Annotated in this window: 15 protein-coding genes; 11 read left to right on the top strand and 4 right to left on the bottom strand. The window is 50.9% G+C overall.

Going from position 1 to position 18,284, the window contains the following annotated elements; all coding sequences use genetic code 11:
- The first annotated feature begins 8 nt into the window (after positions 1-8).
- The 7 genes from Q3970_RS04880 (at position 9) to Q3970_RS04850 (ending at position 10,715) form a co-directional block, all read left to right on the top strand.
- Positions 9-752, top strand: coding sequence for a glycosyltransferase family A protein (locus Q3970_RS04880; RefSeq protein ID WP_303099484.1), 744 nt, complete (start codon positions 9-11; stop codon positions 750-752).
- A gap of 42 nt (positions 753-794) precedes the next feature.
- A complete protein-coding gene (locus Q3970_RS04875) occupies positions 795-2,390 on the top strand; it encodes a glycosyltransferase family 4 protein (RefSeq protein WP_303099483.1) in 1,596 nt (531 codons plus the stop codon).
- Between the two features lie 122 nt (positions 2,391-2,512).
- Positions 2,513-5,233 carry a glycosyltransferase gene (locus Q3970_RS04870; protein WP_303099482.1) on the top strand — a complete coding sequence of 907 codons (2,721 nt, stop codon included), beginning with the start codon at positions 2,513-2,515 and terminating at the stop codon, positions 5,231-5,233.
- 31 nt (positions 5,234-5,264) lie between these two features.
- On the top strand, positions 5,265-7,328 hold the full coding sequence (gene glyS / locus Q3970_RS04865) for a glycine--tRNA ligase subunit beta (RefSeq protein ID WP_303099481.1): 2,064 nt from the start codon (positions 5,265-5,267) through the stop codon (positions 7,326-7,328).
- A 57-nt stretch (positions 7,329-7,385) separates the two neighbouring features.
- Positions 7,386-8,489 (top strand): glycosyltransferase family 9 protein, encoded by a 1,104-nt coding sequence (locus Q3970_RS04860; RefSeq protein ID WP_303099480.1) that lies wholly within the window; start codon positions 7,386-7,388, stop codon positions 8,487-8,489.
- Positions 8,476-9,498 (top strand): hypothetical protein, encoded by a 1,023-nt coding sequence (locus Q3970_RS04855; RefSeq protein WP_303099479.1) that lies wholly within the window; start codon positions 8,476-8,478, stop codon positions 9,496-9,498. The genes Q3970_RS04860 and Q3970_RS04855 overlap by 14 nt, the downstream gene beginning before the upstream one ends.
- Before the next feature lie 197 nt (positions 9,499-9,695).
- Positions 9,696-10,715, top strand: coding sequence for a hypothetical protein (locus tag Q3970_RS04850; RefSeq protein ID WP_303099478.1), 1,020 nt, complete (start codon positions 9,696-9,698; stop codon positions 10,713-10,715).
- A gap of 199 nt (positions 10,716-10,914) precedes the next feature.
- On the opposite strand, the gene Q3970_RS04845 is transcribed toward Q3970_RS04850, so the two are convergent.
- Positions 10,915-11,745, bottom strand: coding sequence for an HlyC/CorC family transporter (locus tag Q3970_RS04845; protein ID WP_303099477.1), 831 nt, complete (start codon positions 11,743-11,745; stop codon positions 10,915-10,917).
- 17 nt (positions 11,746-11,762) lie between these two features.
- Entirely contained in the window at positions 11,763-12,266 is a 504-nt protein-coding gene (gene ybeY / locus Q3970_RS04840) for an rRNA maturation RNase YbeY (RefSeq protein ID WP_303099476.1), read from the bottom strand.
- A gap of 233 nt (positions 12,267-12,499) precedes the next feature.
- Between ybeY and Q3970_RS04835 the strand changes: the two genes are divergently transcribed.
- From Q3970_RS04835 to aspA, 4 genes are all read left to right on the top strand, one after another.
- Positions 12,500-12,928 carry a hypothetical protein gene (locus Q3970_RS04835; RefSeq protein WP_303099475.1) on the top strand — a complete coding sequence of 143 codons (429 nt, stop codon included), beginning with the start codon at positions 12,500-12,502 and terminating at the stop codon, positions 12,926-12,928.
- Between the two features lie 40 nt (positions 12,929-12,968).
- Entirely contained in the window at positions 12,969-13,913 is a 945-nt protein-coding gene (gene hemC, locus Q3970_RS04830; protein ID WP_303099474.1) for a hydroxymethylbilane synthase, read from the top strand.
- Between the two features lie 274 nt (positions 13,914-14,187).
- Positions 14,188-14,835, top strand: coding sequence for an HAD family hydrolase (locus tag Q3970_RS04825; protein ID WP_303099473.1), 648 nt, complete (start codon positions 14,188-14,190; stop codon positions 14,833-14,835).
- Positions 14,836-14,956: 121 nt separating this feature from the next.
- The gene (gene aspA, locus Q3970_RS04820; protein WP_303099472.1) at positions 14,957-16,375 is read left to right on the top strand and encodes an aspartate ammonia-lyase; all 1,419 of its coding nucleotides are present in this window, start codon (positions 14,957-14,959) and stop codon (positions 16,373-16,375) included.
- Between the two features lie 69 nt (positions 16,376-16,444).
- On the opposite strand, the gene Q3970_RS04815 is transcribed toward aspA, so the two are convergent.
- Positions 16,445-16,588 (bottom strand): FeoB-associated Cys-rich membrane protein, encoded by a 144-nt coding sequence (locus Q3970_RS04815; RefSeq protein ID WP_303099471.1) that lies wholly within the window; start codon positions 16,586-16,588, stop codon positions 16,445-16,447.
- Positions 16,588-18,284 (bottom strand): ferrous iron transport protein B (gene feoB / locus Q3970_RS04810; RefSeq protein ID WP_303099470.1); only part of this gene is annotated, 1,697 nt, incomplete at its 5' end. The genes Q3970_RS04815 and feoB, both read right to left, overlap by 1 nt.

Genomic DNA, 18,284 nt, shown 5'->3' with positions numbered 1-18,284 from the left:
AATATGATATGAAAAATCCGCATATATCTCTGCCTCCTGCAACAATAATCATGACTTTTCATGGTGAAGATGTCTATGCACATAAAAGCCTGTTGGGATTTCAACGGATTAGGAATTACTCTGCGAAATATGGAAACCGTATCGATTTAATCTGTATATTGGACTGTGCCAATGCTTTTACTTCTCAAACGGTGAAAAATTATCTGAGCAGATATGGAAGCAGTAAAGATCAAGTTATTGAATCGTCGAACGGTTCTTTGAGTGCGTCGCGCAATATTGGAATTGACCACACTCGTACCGAGTATGTAGGTTTTTTAGATGGTGATGATTTTTTCAGTTCAAATTGGGTTAGTGCGGCACTCCGCCAGTCAATCCAAAGCGGTTCCCCTATATTGTGTATGCCCGGGCATGTATTGAGCTTCGGGCGCCATATCGGGATACAGGCTATTCTCCCTTCTAGGAAAATTCCGCAGGCACAAATGATGAATAGCCATTATTGGGTATCTTCTGTATTTTCGCAAACAGATATTTTCAAGCAATTTCCATACAATGAAAAAATCGGCAGGCAAACGAAGTTTGCTTTCGAAGATTGGGATTTCAATCTACGTTGTATTGCAGCAGGAATAGAAATAGTCCCTGTTCTGCAAACTTATCTGTTTTACCGCCGTCGCGATAATTCCATGCTGCAGGAGCATATACAATATAACTCCCTTATTCCTCCGTCTGGCTTTTTTTCACAGCTGAGCCTGTAATGGAAAGGGACTGATTGAAATTGTTGGGAAAAGAAATAACAAATGAAAAAAAATCCTGTTAAATCTATGGTTAAATCCATTGTTCGGGCTGTTTGGAAAATCATTTTCAAACCATTGGTCAAAGCTTTTCCAAAAAGCCGCCTGAAACAGCGGCTGTTGCGTGCCGGAGGAAAGATCGAACGCAGAGAATGGTGGCCGAAACCGCCCAAACACAATACAGCCGATCATAGTCATCCTTTTAATTCTTTTTTGATGGGGGAGCTGAAAGCGCTGGGTGTCATTGAGCCGGCACTGCAACCGAGCAAAGATTTCCTCAACCAGCTTTCCCAGCACAGCTATCAACCTTCTCCTAATCTGGAGCATAACAGCTACGGTGAAGCTTACGGTCTCCTTATGCGTCATTTGAAACATTTGGATTTTGATGTGGTTTTTCTGGCTCCTTGGCTTAAGCGCGGCGGCGCGGATTTGGGTTTGTTGCACCATATTAATGCCCAGCATGAAAAAGGTATGAAGATTCTGCTGGTTACTACCGAAAATGCTGAATCCCCTTGGCTTGACAGGCTTCCTGCATCTGCAATCCATTTGAATTTTTCAGGATTTTCAGAGAAGCTCAGCCCGCACAAGTCGGCAGAATTGTTGGTCCGCCTGCTTCTTCAGACTCCTGCGCAAACCATACACAATATTAATTCCGCTCTCGGTTGGGATGTTTATAAAAAATATGGCCTCCAGTTAAAATCTATGGATAAAAAACTTTTTGCCAGTGTTTTTTGCGAAGACGAATACGAGCCTGGTATTTATTTTGGCTATGCACGCTATTTGCCCGAGACTTTTCATTTTATAGAAAGTGTGTTCTGCGACACCCGCTGGTACCCCGATGAGCAAAGTCAGTTAACGGGTTTGGACGGGTTAATGAAAACGGTCTACTTTCCTTTTTTAGGCAACCTGAAACCTTATGCCGCTGCAGGAAAATCGGCACCGGTTCTGTGGGCCAGCCGGATTGCCAAGCAAAAACGCCCGGAGCTGCTGTATCAAATTGCCAAAGCCATGCCTGAATTGGAGTTCCACGTTTACGGAGAGTCTGAACGTGTCTGCCGAAAAGAATTAGAACAGCTCCAAACTTTGAAAAATGTAAAATATTTCGGAAAATACAATTCGTTTTCGGAAATCGCAGGCAAACAGCAATATGCTGCTTTTCTTTATACCTCACAATATGACGGACTGCCTAATGTATTAATTGAGGCAATATCCAACGGTCTGCCGGTTATCTCTTATGATGTGGGCGGTATCGGGGAATTAATCCATCCGGATGCATTACTTATTGATAATGATGTTTTAGAAAAAAATATAATAAAAATCAAAAATATAACTTCAGATAAGATATTGCTGGAGAATACATGGCGGTATAGTCGGGAACTTTTACAAGAACGCCATAGCTGGAATAGTTTTATCCATGTTCTCGAATCAGTGAACGGTTATTTTCCCCAAGTGGAACAAGAAGTTTATAAAGCACGTTGTTCCGAGGTTCGTGTGTTATCAAAACCAGAATCTCTGATGAAAATAGATGGCAATGCTACTGATTTTCCAATACTTGGAAATGCTCATCAGATTCAGACTGATTTTCATTCGGCAGGAAATTAAACCTATCCTTGAAAAGGTGTAGGAGAATATCTTATCGGTCGGCTACCATGTCGATTCTAAAACGGGAACACAATTTCACATTTGGGCAGCCGGCTGTTTGAAAAATAAAAAGAAACCGTATTATGAAGCACAACCTCCTTCCTCTTGTTTCTGTGATGATTACCTGCCGTCATGGCGGGCAGGATTTGGTGGAAACCCTTGCATCCGTAGGGCTGCAGGATTATGCCGGTATTGAAACGGTTGTTACCGGTTATGGTTCGGGTGAAAACAACGTATCGTCATTATTGGCAGATTCGGCAAACGCCAGCCCCGATACCCGCTTTATCTGCGAGGGCCATCCCACTGCAGCCGCCGCGCGCAATCATGCCGCGCGTTTGGCAAAAGGACGGTATTTTCTATTTTTGGATGAAGGCGATATCCTGCTGCCCGGTTATGTGGCAGAGTGTGTGGCGGTATTGGAAAACCGCCCCAACTGTAAATTGGTTTATTCTGAAACGGAATATCCCGATTCGGAATCGGAAAGCAGGCAGCCTGCCATTCCCTTAACGGCTGTGCACCGTGCTGCCGATTTCACCGCATTAAACGGATTTGATGAAAAAAGCACTGGGGGCGAAGTCGGGGATTATTGGCTTCGGCTGTTGGCTGTCGGTGGGGAAGCCGTGAGGCTTTCCGGGGTTTTAATCCGCCGCAAAAAAACTGTGTTTGTTTCTGACGGGCGGAATCATCGCGGTTCTGAAGAGCTGCCCGAAAACGGACAGCCGCAGCAAAACAGGCTGTTTCAATTGGAACAGGCCTATCTCAGGCTGCATGAAACCAACACGGGATTAGCCCGCCGGCTCTCCCAATGGGAGCGTTATCATAAAAAATACCAAACTTTATATACTGTTCAGGCAGCAAAACCCTTTATTAAAATCGAACAGGCAGTTAGTGCAGCCAACAGCTACCGCAAAGCTTTCCGTTTTTTAACGCGGGAGCAGGGCGGGGTGGGTAAAACGTATAAGATACTCAAAAAATCATATCAAAATCTCGGCTGGAAAGGTGTAAGGCAGGTATTGCAACATGTTTTTTCCGAACAGCAGGCCTTGTGCCATACAAAAATCGACGATAGAAGCTACGCCAATTGGATAGAGTGTTACGACAAACTGGTGCCTGATGAAATCCGCCTGATGAAGAAGGCCGTATCGGCAATGAAAAACAGGCCGCTGATTTCCCTTGTGATGCCGGTTTACAATCCGCCTGTGAAGATGCTCGAACAGGCGATCCAATCCGTGCGCAGGCAGATTTATCCGGATTGGGAGCTGTGTATTGCCGACGACGCTTCGACAAACCCTGAAGTGAAGAAAGTTTTGGAACACCATGCCGGGGAAGATGCCCGGATTAAAGTGGTTTACCGAAGGGAAAACGGCCATATCTCTGCTGCGAGCAATTCTGCCGTCGGTTTGGCAACGGGGGAATTTATTGCTTTATTCGATAACGATGACCTCTTGCCCGAACATGCTTTGTTTTGGGTGGCCCGTGCCATTATCGAAAATCCGCATGTTGATTTGATTTATTCTGATGAAGATAAAATCGACGAAGAAAATAACAGGCTGAACCCGTATTTCAAGCCGGATTGGAATCAGGATTTGTTTTATGCCCATAACCTGATTACGCATCTGGGCGTATACCGGGCTTCAATCGTACGTGAATTGGGCGGTTTCCGTTTGGGGTTTGAGGGCGCGCAAGATTATGATTTAGCCCTGCGTTTCATCGAAACCGTTCCTCATGAAAACATTCTGCATATCCCCCGAATCCTCTATCATTGGCGCATTCATGCCTTGAGCACGGCGGGGGGGGCGGAGGCCAAGCCGTATGCCATGATTGCGGGTGAACGTGCTTTAAACGAGCATTTTGAAAGAATGGGTTTCAACGGTTCGGTAAAACTTTTGGAAACCAGTTACCGCGCCCATTACCGCCTTCCTGAGAAGCAGCCCAAAGTTTCCGTTATCATTCCTACCCGAAACGGCTTTAAATTGGTAAAACAGTGTATTGAAAGCATTTTTAATTTAACCACCTACAAAAATTTTAATGTTGTTTTGGTTGATAACGGTTCCGACGACGATGCGGCCCTGTGCTATTTCGACGAAATAAAAGAAAAATATCCGGTTACCGTTTTAAGGGATGATTCGCCGTTTAATTATTCTGCCCTGAACAATCGTGCTGCAGAAATTGCCGACGGAGAGTTTTTATGCCTTTTAAATAACGATATTGAGGTAATCACCCCCGGGTGGCTGGATGAAATGGTGTCCCATATCCTGAGGCCGGGTGTAGGCATTGTCGGTGCGAAACTGCTGTATCCCGACAATACCATCCAGCATGCTGGCGTTATAGTCGGTATGGGGGGGGCTGCGGGCCATATATTCTGCCGCCAACCGAACGGTTTTCCCGGCTATGCGGGGAGGGCAAACTTCATCAGCAATTTTTCTGCGGTTACTGCCGCCTGCCTGCTGGTGTCGAAGGAAATTTACTGCCGGGTGGGCGGTTTGGACGAAGAAAACCTCAAAATCGCATATAACGATATCGACTTCTGCCTGAAGGTGATACAGCAAGGCTATAGAATTGTCTATACCCCGTATGCAGAGCTGTATCATTATGAATCTGCAAGCAGGGGCTACGAAAATACCCCGGAAAAAGAGGAGCGTTTCAAGCAGGAATACCGGTATTTCCAATCAAAATGGAAAGAAATTATCAGGCATGATCCTGCCTATAACCCTAATCTGACCGTCGAACCGGGCGCTTATGGTCTGGCCTGGCCGCCAAGGCTGCCTTCTGTTGAGCAAATCCTGAAATCCGAACAAGCATAAACCCCACATTTTATTGACGAAGCCGAAAACTATGACAACCCCAACCCTCTTGATCGAACTTTTAACCGAAGAGCTGCCGCCCAAAGCCCTGAATAATCTCGGCAGCCATTTTGCCGCCGCCGTGGCCGAAGGCTTGGAAAAAAACGAGCTGATCGAAGGCGCGGCTCAATACACTGCTTATGCCTCGCCGCGCCGTTTGGCCGTGCAGGTGAAAAACGTGAAGCCGGTGCAGGCCGACTGTCAAATCGTGAAAAAAGGCCCGGCCGTGGCCAGCGGTATGAAAGACGGTGTGCCCACCAAAGCCTTGGAAGGTTTCGCCCGCAGCGCCAGTGCCAAAATCGAAGATTTGAAAATCATCAACGACGGCAGGCAGGACGTGTTTGCCTATGAATACACCCAAACCGGCAGGCCTTTGGGCGAACTGCTGGAAGACATTCTCAATCAGGCGGTGAAAAAACTGCCGATTCCGAAAGTGATGCGCTGGGGCAGCAGCACCCACACCTTCGTGCGCCCCGTGCACGGTTTGGTGGCGCTGCACGGCAGCGAAGTGGTGCCGGTAAACGTATTGGGTTTGCAGAGCCGCAACTTCACCCTCGGCCACCGCTTTCTTTCAGACGGCCACATTGTGTTGGCCAACGCCGATGCCTACGCCGAACAACTGAAAAACGAAGGCAAGGTGATCGCTTCGTTTGCCGAGCGCAAAACCGCCATTCAGACGGCCTTAAACCAACACGCAGGCCGTCTGAACGCCACAGTGGCCGCCAATGAGGCCCTGCTCGACGAAGTAACCGCGCTGGTGGAATGGCCGGTAGTGCTGGAAGCGGGTTTTGAAGAGCACTTTCTCGCCGTGCCGCAGGAATGCCTGATTCTCACCATGCAGCAAAACCAGAAATACTTCCCGCTGCTCGACCAAAACGGCAAACTGATGAACCGCTTCCTGCTGGTTTCCAACCTGCAGGCCGAAGACCCGTCGCACATTATCCGCGGCAACGAGCGCGTGTTGCGCGCGCGGCTGGCTGATGCCGAGTTTTTCTACAAGCAAGACCAGAAAGCCACGCTCGAGAGCCGTTTGCCGAAATTATCGCAAGTGGTGTACCACAACAAACTGGGCAGTCAGGCCGAACGCATCGAACGGCTGGCCGCCATCAGCCGCCACATCGCCGCCGCCTTGGGCGCCGATGCCGGCACCGCCGAGCGTGCCACCCGCTTATCCAAAGCCGATTTGGTTACCGAAATGGTGGGCGAATTCCCCGAGCTGCAAGGCACCATGGGCAAATACTACGCCCGCTTGGACGGAGAGGGCGAAGAAATCGCCAACGCCGTCGAGCAGCATTACTGGCCGCGCTTTGCCGGCGACAAACTGCCCGAAGGCAAGATAGCCACCGCCGCCGCGCTGGCCGACAAACTGGAAACACTGGTCGGCATTTGGGGCATCGGCCTGATTCCCAGCGGCGACAAAGACCCCTACGCATTGCGCCGCTCCGCCTTGGGCATCTTGCGCATGCTGATGAACAGCGATTTAAGCATCAGCGACGTGCTGCAAGCCGCCTATGCCACCTTCCCTGCCGGCAAACTGGCCGACAACACGCTTTCTGAAGTGGCCGAATTTATGCAGGCGCGGCTGGCGGTGCTGCTGCAAAACGACTACCCGCAAGATGTAGTGGCCGCCGTGCTGGCCAAGCGCCCCGACCGCCTCAACGACCTGCCCGCCAAACTGCAAGCGGTAGAAGCATTTAAAAAACTACCCGAAGCCGCCGCGCTGGCCGCTGCCAACAAACGCGTGCAGAACCTGCTGAAAAAAGCCGGTGCCGAACTGGGTGCAGTCAACGAAAACCTGTTGCAGCAGACCGAAGAGCAGGCGTTGTTTGCCGCTTCGCAAGCCTTGCAGCCGAAAATCGATGCCGCGCTGGCCGCGCAGGATTTTCAGACGGCCTTGACCGGGCTGGCCGCCATCAAACCGCAGGTCGATGCGTTTTTCGACGGCGTGATGGTGATGGCCGACGATGCTGCAGTAAAACAAAACCGCCTCAACCTGCTCAACCGGCTGGCGGGGCAAATGAACGCAGTGGCCGATATCGCGCTGTTGGGCGAATAGCCGGAATCGGTATACTTGTGAATTTTCAAGATTGATTGTGTTTTCAGACGGCCTGATATGTTTCTCAAAACCTACCATACCAAATTAAGGGATGCATTAAAGGCGCAACGGTTGAAATGGAGCAAAGCTTTTTTCGACCGGGTGCCCGCAGCATCTGCTGTCGGGCTTAATCCGCAAAGCCTGGCTTCGATATTGTTCTTACGGCAAGACGGGAAAATAGGCGATTATATCGTCAGCTCGTTTGCTTTCAGGGAAATCAAACTGGCTAATCCGGATATTAAGATCGGGGTGGTATGCAGTTCGAAAAACCGCCGGTTATTCGACGATAACCCTTATATCGATGCTGTGCATGAAGTGAAGGCAAAGTCTGCCGCCGCCTATTGGAAACTGGGAAAATCATTGGCGGGGCAATATAACGTAACCATAGAACCCACGCTGTTTCTGCGGGACCGCGATTTGGTTTTGCTCAATGCGTTGAACAGCCCGTATAACGTCGGCTTGGATAAGGCCGATTACCGCCTGTTTAATCTGAATATCACCAATAAGCGGCAGCACTATGCAGATATTTATGCAGAGGCTTTGAAGCTTTTGGGTTTTACACAGATAGATACTGCCCCGGCTCTGCCTGAAAGCACTGCATCTGCCGAAGGGGTGCGGCGGTTTCTGCAGGAAAATGCCTTGAAAGACTATATTGCACTTAATTTTTTCGGGGCTTCCAAATCACGCACATTTGATAATGCGGCCATTGGGAAAATGCTGGCTGCATTGCAGGAGGCGTTTCCCCTGCGGCAATTTGTATTGCTGACCTACCCTGAAGCAACCCCTGCATTAACGGCATTATGCCGGCCAAGAAAAAACTGCTTTGTGTATGCGGACACACAAACAATCAATGACAGTATAGAAATTTTGCGTTTTGCCGATACCGTTGTTTCACCGGATACCGCCATTATTCATATTGCTGCCGCATTAGACAAACGGATTATCGGCCTTTATCACAAAAATCCGCAGAATTTCGAGAACTGGTATCCGAGAAGCAGCAAAAGCGATTGTTTGTTTTTTAAAGGAACAGTTAATGAAATCAGCCCTCAGGCCGTTATCGGGCTGATGAAGCGGGAAAAAAGCCCTCCAACCGACTTTGGCAAACAGCATGAGCAAACCTAGACCCACTTTACTGCTGGGCATGATAAATGATGCAGGCCTGGCGAAAATTGTTGCGGAATGCCTTGAATATCATAATTTCGAAGTTATTGATTTTTCATTGGACTCTCTTGATTTTCACTATCCCGGGCTGTGGTCGCGGCTATCGGTTCAATGGCAGAAACTGCTTGGAAACAAAGAAGCAAAAAAAGAGCTGATGATACGTTTGAAGCAGAAAGAGCTTTCCGCACAGTTGGCACGAAATCTCCAGTTTGATTATGCTTTGTTTATCCGTTCCGACATTTATCCCGCAGGTTTTCTTCAAAAAGTTAAAGCAGACAGCGGCATAATGGTAAATTATCAGTGGGACGGTATCGGGCGTTTTCCTGCGGCGGCAGGACATATTCCGTTATTCGACCGCTATTATGTTTTTGATCCCGATGATCTCGGTAAGCATCCGGCATTACTGCCCGCTACCAGTTTTTATTTCGATCATTTCCCCACAGGCGAGCCTGACGAGCCTGATACCGTTTATTTTGTCGGGGCGCACCGCAGCGACCGAATCGAAGCTGTTAACCGGTTCTGTCTTTACGCAGAACAAAACGGCATCAAACTTGATTTTCAGATTGCCTATGACAACAATTATGGGGCAGAGAAAGAGTATACTGCGAACAATATCCGTTTCCATAACGGAATCAGTTACCGTCGGCATTTGCAAAACACATTGCGCTGCGGAATACTGGCCGACTTCGTTATCAGCACGCATAAAGGCCTGTCGCTTAGGGTTTTCGAAGCTGTGGGTTATCATAAAAAACTGATTACAACCAACAGTGAAGTTGCTAAATACGATTTTTACCACCCCGACAACATATTTATCTGGAACGGTAAAACATTCGACGGTTTAGATGATTTCTTAGCCCGGCCGTATTGCAGAATCGATGAAGCCGTCCGCAGAAAATACAGTTTCGGCAACTGGATACGCTATATTCTGCAGATTGAGCCCCACCAGCCCGTTTTACTGCCGGAAAAGTAAGTATTACGTTATTGCGGTTTGAAACGGCCCGGCCGTAAAACACCCCGATGGGGTTTCATGATATAAATTTTTTCTGCCGCAGGCTGCCGCCTGTGCTGCAGGAAAAGGACAGGAAAAATTAACAATATCTATTTGTTCCGGCTTTCAAGCCAAAAAGACGAATGATGAACAGAGCACAAAAAAGCGTTATATTGGCAATGCCGCCGATTTTCAAAATCCACCAGGTTATTGCAGAAAACTTAAGGTTCCACGGGTTCAACGTGGTGGAAATTATTTATGAAGAGCAAAAGTTTGTTTATACCGGCCTGTGGCAGCGGGTAAAGAAGCTGTTTTACCGCAACCTGCTCAGACAGCGGGAGTATAAAAAAAACCAGCTTTTTCAGCCATATCACGATTCCTTTATGCAGAAAATCAATGAAATACCGGGGCAGGCGGATTATTGCCTTATGATTTGGCCGGGTGTGTTTCCGAGCCATTTTTTGCAGACGCTGCGGGAGAAGAGCCGCCTGATGGTGCACTATAACTGGGAAACCTTGGAGTTTTTAGAACACGAATTTTATAAAATCCGTTATTTTGACAAATTCATGTTTTTTGATCCCTACGATATCGGCAAGCGCCAAGAGTATGCCGACAAACTCCTTCCGATTACCAGTTTTTGGTTTGATTGTTACCCTGTTGAAGAAAAAACCGACAACAGCCTGTTTTTTATAGGTTCCCATGCCAAACAGAGAATAGGCGACATTCGTCAGTTTTATCATGCCGCCGAAGAAGTAGGGCTGCCTGTGGATTTTCATATCGGGGCGAAAAAACCTGAAGAAGCCCGCAAAGAGCTCGGGTTGCCCAAAGTGCGTTATTTTTCTTTTAATGAAGCCCTGCCTTATCGCGAAAATTTAAAAATGGTGCAGAAAGCCGGCATTCTGGTGGATTTTCTCAACAACAAACATCACGGGTTGTCGTTACGCATCTTTGAAGCCATAGGGTATGATAAAAAGCTGATCACAACGAATCCGACCGTTACATTTTATGATTTCTACCATCCCGACAATATTTTTGTTTGGAACGGCAGCAACACGGAAGAGTTGAAAGCATTTATGCAGAAACCTTATGTGCCGTTACCCGAAAAAATAAAACAAAAATACAGCTTTGGAAACTGGTTGAACTATGTGTTCGAGATAGAGCCGAATATTCCGATTGATCTGCCCAGGCTGGTTAAATAAACACGCCGTTGCCCAAGAGTCGGCAGCCCGCACTTTTTTGCTTTTATAGCGGATTAACTTAACTTCCGATACGTCGTTGCTGCGCCTTGCCGTACTATTTGTACTGTCTGCGGCTTGCTGTCTTGTATCGAAAATTAATTTAATCCGCTATACCATGCGGCGGAAAGCAAAAAAGTTCGGGCATATTGCCGTTTGGATGCTACTCTTTCACCCGAATCGCCATCAGCGTGTGCAGCCTGCGGTTGTCGGCGCGGGCAACGGTGAATTGCAGGGGGCCGATAACTACTTTTTCGCCGCGCACGGGCAGGTGGCCGATTTCCTGAATCACCAGCCCGCCTATGGTGTCGGCTTCTTCGTCGCTGTAGTCGGTGCCGAAATATTCGTTGATGTCTTCGATTTCGGTAACGGCGTTGATGCGGAAGCGTTCGGCGGAAACGGGAAAGATGTTGTCGGCGCTTTCGTCTTCGTCGAATTCGTCTTCGATGTCGCCGATAATCTGCTCGATGATGTCTTCAAACGTTACCAGGCCGGAAATGCCGCCGTATTCGTCTACCACCACCGCCATATGGTTGCGCTGCTCGCGGAATTCTTTCAAGAGGGCGTTGAGCGGTTTGCTTTCGGGCACGAACACGGCGGGGCGCAAGATGCTTTGCAGGTTGAACTGTTCGGGGCTTAAGGCGTATTTGAGCAGGTCTTTGGCGTGCAGGATGCCCAGCACGTTGTCTTTGTCTTCGCCGATAACGGGAAAGCGCGAGTGGGCGGTTTCGATGATATAGGCAATGATGCGCTCCATGCTCTCGCCGGCTTTAATCACATCCATCCGGCTGCGGGTAATCATGGCGTCGCGTACTTCAAGTTCGGCAAAATCCAGCGTTTTTTCAAGGTGTTGTAGGGTTTCGCCGTCAAATACTTCCTGCTCGTGCGCTTGGCGCAGCAGGTTCAGCACGTCTTCGGCGGAATCGGGGGCATCGCCCGAGATGCGGGAGATGATGCGTTCGAAAAAAGAAGGTTTCGACTGGCTGTCGTCCATTTCGCATTTAATCCTAATCAAATATAAGGGTCGGGGTATCCTAACTGATTCAGCAGGCGGGTTTCAAGTGTTTCCATAATTTCGGCTTCGGCTTCACCGATGTGGTCGTAGCCCATCAGGTGCAGCGTGCCGTGCAGGGTGAGGTGGGCGAAATGCTGTTCGGGCGTTTTGCCTTGTTCGGCGGCTTCTTTCAGCACCACTTGCGGGCAGATAACCAAATCGCCGTAAAGGCCGTCTGAAAGCTGTTCGGGAAAGGTTTCGCCTTCGTTGAAGGCAAAGCTCAACACGTTGGTGGCATAGTCTTTGCCGCGGTAATCGCGGTTGCAGGCACGGGCTTCTTCTTCATCAAGCAGGATCAGGCTGATTTCGGCACGGCGGAAACGGTGTTTGAACGCATGCCATATCCAGCGGTAGAAATCTTTTTCAGACGGCATACCGGCCATGCCGCTGCGGTTGTCGAAATGCAGCGAAAAGCGCTGCCGCTGCAAGGTTAAAAAAGGGTATTGTTTGGCACGTTTCATGAAATTAAGCGTTTTAAAATAAAGTTAATCCGGCAACAATAAGGAACTTTTCAGAGGGCGGGGGCGGTCAAATGGCTGTAACTGCCGTTTAATAACATTTGCACAGTACGCGATATATTTTAGTGCGGCTGCAGGCTGTTTGCATTCTTATTAAATAACTATTTGAAACTAAAAGGGTTAAATATTTGTCTGCCGTTTTGAAAGGCAGGACTTCAACCGGAAAGGAAAAATTGGTGAAAAAAATTCTTTGTTCCGCTCTAGTTATCTTAGCAGCCTGTTCTCCGAACAACAAAACGGAAACCGCAGCAGATAATGATTCGGCAGCAAGCACTCACACGGAAACCGTAGCCACTTCATCTGCTTCAGCCGGAATTCCACCCCAGGCAGAAGGGGATAGTAGTGTGGTTAAAATGACGGGAACCGTTCATTTTTCATTTGAGCAGGCGGAGTTTGTTGCTCAGGGAAAACACTATTTCATCCTTAAAGGCCAAGGTTTGATTGGCAAGGTTCAGGAAAAGCGGCAGTCCGGTGCTGCATATAACGTTACCTTGGACAATATCTGCATTCAGGGGAAAGTGCTCACCAAAGAGCAGAATAAAGGCAACGGGTTCGGCCCGCTGGAACGGTATGAACAGGCGGTGGAAGTGGAGGGTTTGTGTTAGACTTGCCTGATTTGGATTCCCCTTTTTTCTAAGGCAAACCATGACCCCGAAAAAACTCGTTATCGCCAGCCGAGAAAGCGCGCTGGCCATGTGGCAGGCCGAGCATGTCCGAGGCCGTCTGAAACAGCTTTACCCCGGTTGCGAAGTGGAAATTCTCGGCATGACCACGCGCGGCGACCAAATTCTCGATAAAACCCTGTCGAAGATCGGCGGCAAAGGGCTGTTTATCAAAGAGTTGGAGCAGGCCCTGCAAGAGGGGCGCGCCGATTTGGCCGTGCATTCGATTAAAGACGTGCCGATGGAGCTGCCGCCCGGCTTTGCGCTGGCCGCCGTCTGCGAGCGCGCCAATCCGTTTGATGCGTTTGTTTCCAACCGCTTCGGGCGACTGGAAGACCTGCCCGCAGGTGCGGTGGTCGGCACATCGAGCCTGCGCCGCGAAGCGCAACTGCGCGCCCGTTTCCCGCATTTAACCGTCAAACCCCTGCGCGGCAACGTACAAACCCGTTTGGCCAAGCTGGATAACGGCGAATACGATGCCGTCATCCTTGCCGCCGCCGGTTTGCAGCGCTTGGGTTTAAACGAACGCATCCGCCTGATTCTGCCGCCTTCCGAAAGCCTGCCTGCAGCCGGGCAGGGCGCATTGGGCATAGAAATCGCCGAGAACCGTTACGATTTGCTCGAAGCGCTCAACCCGCTCAACCACCCGGTTACCAATGCCTGCGTTACCGCCGAACGCGCGCTCGCCCGCGCGTTGGACGGCAGCTGCCAAGTACCGCTGGCCGCCTATTGCACCGAAGAAAACGGCCTGCTGACCCTGCGCGCACTGGTCGGCCATCCCGACGGCTCGGTGGTGTTGCAGGCACAAGCCGAAGCCCCGCTGGCCTATGCCGACGCGCTCGGCCGCGCCGTCGCCAAAAAACTGGCCGACGACGGCGCCGTGGCGCTGATTCGGGCGGTTTTGAACGAACAGGATATGCCTGAATAAACTAGGGAGTGTAGTCAGAAGGCGTTGCGGCGGTATTTTTGGTTAAAGTCCGCAACTGCTGCGTTAGGTAGCGTAGCGGACTTGCGAAGCTAAAATGCTCGCAAGATGTTCAATCTTGCTGCGCTTTTTGCCTTGCATCTGCGGATTTTCCCTCAAAAAACCGCTTCACAAGCCTTCTGACTACACTCCCTAGGCCGTCTGAAATATTTCAGACGGCCTTAAGTATTTTTGCAAAGGCCCCGGCCTGCCTTACACAATAAAGGAATTATTCATCATGACCGAAGCCGTATTATTCGATTTGGACGGCACACTTGCCGACACCGCGCTTGATTTGGGCGGCGCGCTCAACACCCTGCTGCGCCGCCGCGGCCTGCCCGAAAAAAGCATGGCCGAAATCCGCCCCGTTGCCAGCCACGGCGCCGGCGGCCTGATTTTAATGGGCGCGGGCATAGACAAAAACCACCCCGAATACGGTGCATGGCGGCAGGAATACTTGGCCGAATACGAACACTGTTTCGATAAAGAAACCGTTTTATTTAACGGAATAAACGGGCTGATTGCCGAACTGAACGAGTGCGGCATCCAGTGGGGCATCATTACCAACAAACCGCACACCTTCACCCACCGCCTGGTGCCCAAACTCGGCTTTACCGTGCCGCCTGCCGTGGTGGTAAGCGGCGACACCTGCGCCGAAGCCAAACCCAGCACCCTGCCCATGTTTTATGCCTGCGAACAAATCGGCGTGAAGCCCGGCAACTGCATTTATGTGGGCGATGCCGAACGCGATATGCAGGCGGGCAGAAACGCAGGCATGAAAACCGTGCTCGCCAACTGGGGCTACATCGCCGCCGATGACGACACCGCCCGGTGGCCGTATGATGCGGCGATTGATACCCCTTTGGATTTGCTGGAACATATTTGATGGAGAAGCCGAATGGCCAAAGGCCGTCTGAACCAACCGTTCAGACGGCCTTTTTATGCCCGAAAATGGTAGAATAAATGCAGCCGTAAACGGCTGTAACCTGAAGAAACGGAGAACAAAGATGAAAGAACGCACGGAAACCGATTTGCTCGGCGGGCGCCAAATCCCGAACGACGTGTATTGGGGTATACACACTTTGCGGGCGAAAGAAAACTTCAATATTTCCACCCAAAAGATTTCCGATATTCCCGAACTGGTGCGCGGCATGGTGATGGTGAAAAAAGCCGCCGCCCGCGCCAACGGCAGCTTGGGCGTGATTGCCGCAGAAACCGCCCAAGCCATTGAAACGGCCTGCAACGAGGTGCTCGAAAAAGGCCGCTGCCTCGACCAGTTTCCTTCCGATGTATATCAGGGCGGGGCGGGCACTTCGGTAAACATGAATACCAACGAAGTGATTGCAAACCTCGCCTTGGAGGCTTTGGGCTATGAAAAAGGCCGCTACGACATCATTCACCCCAACGATCATGTCAACGCCAGCCAATCCACCAACGATGCCTATCCTACGGGGTTGCGCATTGCCGTATATAACAGCATGGCTGCGCTGGTGGGGAAAATAGGCCGTCTGAAACAGGCGTTCCGGCAAAAGGCAGATGAATTTCAAGATATTCTGAAAATGGGGCGCACGCAGCTGCAGGATGCGGTGCCGATGACGCTGGGGCAGGAATTCGCCGCCTTTGCCGAGTTGCTTGAAGAAGAGGAGCGCAACCTGTTGTACACTGCCGGGGTGCTGCTGGAAGTCAATCTCGGCGCAACCGCCATTGGCACGGGTGTTAACGCACCCGAAGGCTATGCCCGCCTGGTTGTTGAGAAACTGGCCGAAGTGGGCGGCCTGCCTTTTACACCGGCGCACAACCTGATCGAAGCCACTTCAGACTGCGGCGATTATGTAACTGTGCACGGTGCATTGAAACGCACGGCGGTGAAGTTGTCGAAAATCTGCAACGACCTGCGTCTGTTGTCGTCCGGTCCTCGTGCGGGGTTAAACGAAATCAACCTGCCCGAAATGCAGGCCGGCTCTTCGATTATGCCCGCCAAAGTCAACCCTGTGATTCCCGAAGTGGCCAACCAGGTGTGTTTTAAAGTAATCGGCAACGATACCGCCGTTACCTTTGCCGCCGAAGCCGGGCAGTTGCAGTTAAATGTGATGGAGCCCGTAATCGGCCAGTGCCTGTTTGAAAGCATTTCGCTTTTGGGCAATGCCTGCACCGGCCTTGCCGGAAAATGTGTGGAAGGCATTACCGCCAACCGTGAAGTATGCGGGCAATATGTGTCCGATTCAATCGGGCTGGTAACCTACCTGACCCCGTTTATCGGCCACCACAACGGTGATTTGGTAGGCAGAATCTGCGCCGAAACCGGCAAGGGCGTGCGCGAAGTGGTGCTGGAAAAAGGCTTGCTGAGCGCGGAAGAGTTGGACGATATTTTATCGCCGCAAAACCTGATGAAGCCGCAATATAAGGCGAAGCGGTTTAAACCTTAAGCGTTGCTTGGCAGATTCAAAAAACAAGGCCGTCTGAAAAACTTTCAGACGGCCTTGTTTTTGGTAAAGTTAATGACAACCGCCCTTGCTGCCCCCGCAGCGGTCGCATCCGCCGCAGGCGGAATTGCTGTTTTTGGGCTTGAACACAAATTTGCGCAGTATGTATAGCACGCATAAAGCTACGATGATGCCTGCGATGATATATTGTCCCATCATAGAATCCTCGAACTTACCTGATAAGCAATAAAGGCGAACAGATAGGCCAGCGCGAACAGGTAGGCCGTAATCATAAAGGTTTTGAGGGTGGATTTGGTTTCGCGCTTAATCACCGCCAAAGTAGCCATGCACATCGGTGCATAGATATACCAGGCCAAAAAGGCAAACGCCGTCGGCAGGCCCCAGTTGCTGCTCACAATCGGTATCAGAGCGTTTTGCACGGCATCTTCGGAGCTTGCGCCCACGGCATAAACAGTACCCAAAGCAGCCACCACCACTTCGCGGGCGGCAATGCCGGGAATCATGGCGATGCACATCTGCCAAGTGAAGCCCAACGGTGCGAACAGCGGTTCGATAAGATGGCCGATGGTGCCGGCAAAACTGTAGTCGATGGCAGCCCCCGTTGCGCCTTCGGGCGGAGAGGGGAAGCTCACCAATGCCCACAACACCACGCTTAAGGCGAAAATCACCGTGCCGGCGCGTTTTAAAAACGCTTTCACGCGGTCCCACAGGCTGGTGATGATGTGTTTGAAGTTGGGCATACGGAATGTGGGCAGCTCCATCAGCAGCGGAAACTGGCTGATGCCGGACTGTCTGCGGGCAAAACGTTTCATCACGAAAGCTGTCAGTGCCGCCGAGGCGATACCCGCAATATACAGGGCGAACAGGGTCAGGCCCTGCAGGTTGAACACGCCCCAAACGGTTTGTTGGGGAATCACCGCCGCAATAATCAGCGCATAAACGGGCAGCCGCGCCGAGCAGGTGAGCATGGGCGCAATCATAATCGTTACCAAACGTTCGCGGGGATCTTGAATGGTGCGTGCCGACATCACGGCAGGCACGGCGCAGGCGAAGCTGGAGAGCAGCGGAATGAAAGAGCGGCCGGAAAGCCCGCTTTTCGAAAGCAGGTTGTCGAGCAGGAAAGCCGCGCGCGGCAGGTAGCCCGAATCTTCGAGCAGCAGGATAAACGCAAACAGAATGGTAATCTGCGGCAGAAACACCAACACGCTGCCCATACCGGCAATCACGCCGTTAACCAGCAAATCCTGCAGCACGCCGGCCGGGATAACGGCGGCAACCCATTCGCCCAAAGCCCCGAAGCCGCCTTCGATGGCGTCCATCAGCGGCTCAGACCACGAATAAACGGCTTGGAAAACCAGCAGCAGGATCACCGCCAGAATGATAAATCCCCAAACAGGGTGCAGCACCAGCGAATCCAGGCGGCGGTGCCATTCGGGCAGCTTCATTTCGGTGCGCACCACTTGGCGCAGAATATCTTCCACCTGCTCGTAAAGCGCGTTGCTGTCGAGATTGTTGAGCAGGCGTTCGGCTGCTTCCATATCGACCGGTTTGTCGAGGCGGCGCGGCAGTTTCGCCACCGCCTCGCGCACACCGCGGATGCCGTCTTTGCTCACTGCCACGGTTTCCAAAACCGGCACGCCCAGCAGTTTGCTGAGTTTGGCCGCATCAATCTGCAACCCCCTCGAACGGGCAACGTCGCTTAAGTTGAGCGACACCGCCATCGGCAGCCCCAGTGTTTTCAGCTCCAGCATCATGCGCAGGGTCATGCGCAGGTTGGTGGCGTCGGCCACGGCGATAATAGCATCGGGCTGTTGGCCGAGTTTGCCCAACACCATATCGCGCGCCACCGCCTCGTCGGGGCTGGTGGTGCGCAGGCTGTAGGTGCCGGGCA

Origin of the sequence: Neisseria sp. (genome assembly GCF_030530745.1) — a bacterium.
GTDB lineage: Bacteria > Pseudomonadota > Gammaproteobacteria > Burkholderiales > Neisseriaceae > Neisseria.
Note: the sequence above shows the minus strand (reverse complement) of the source record. Positions and strands in the feature narration are given on the sequence as shown.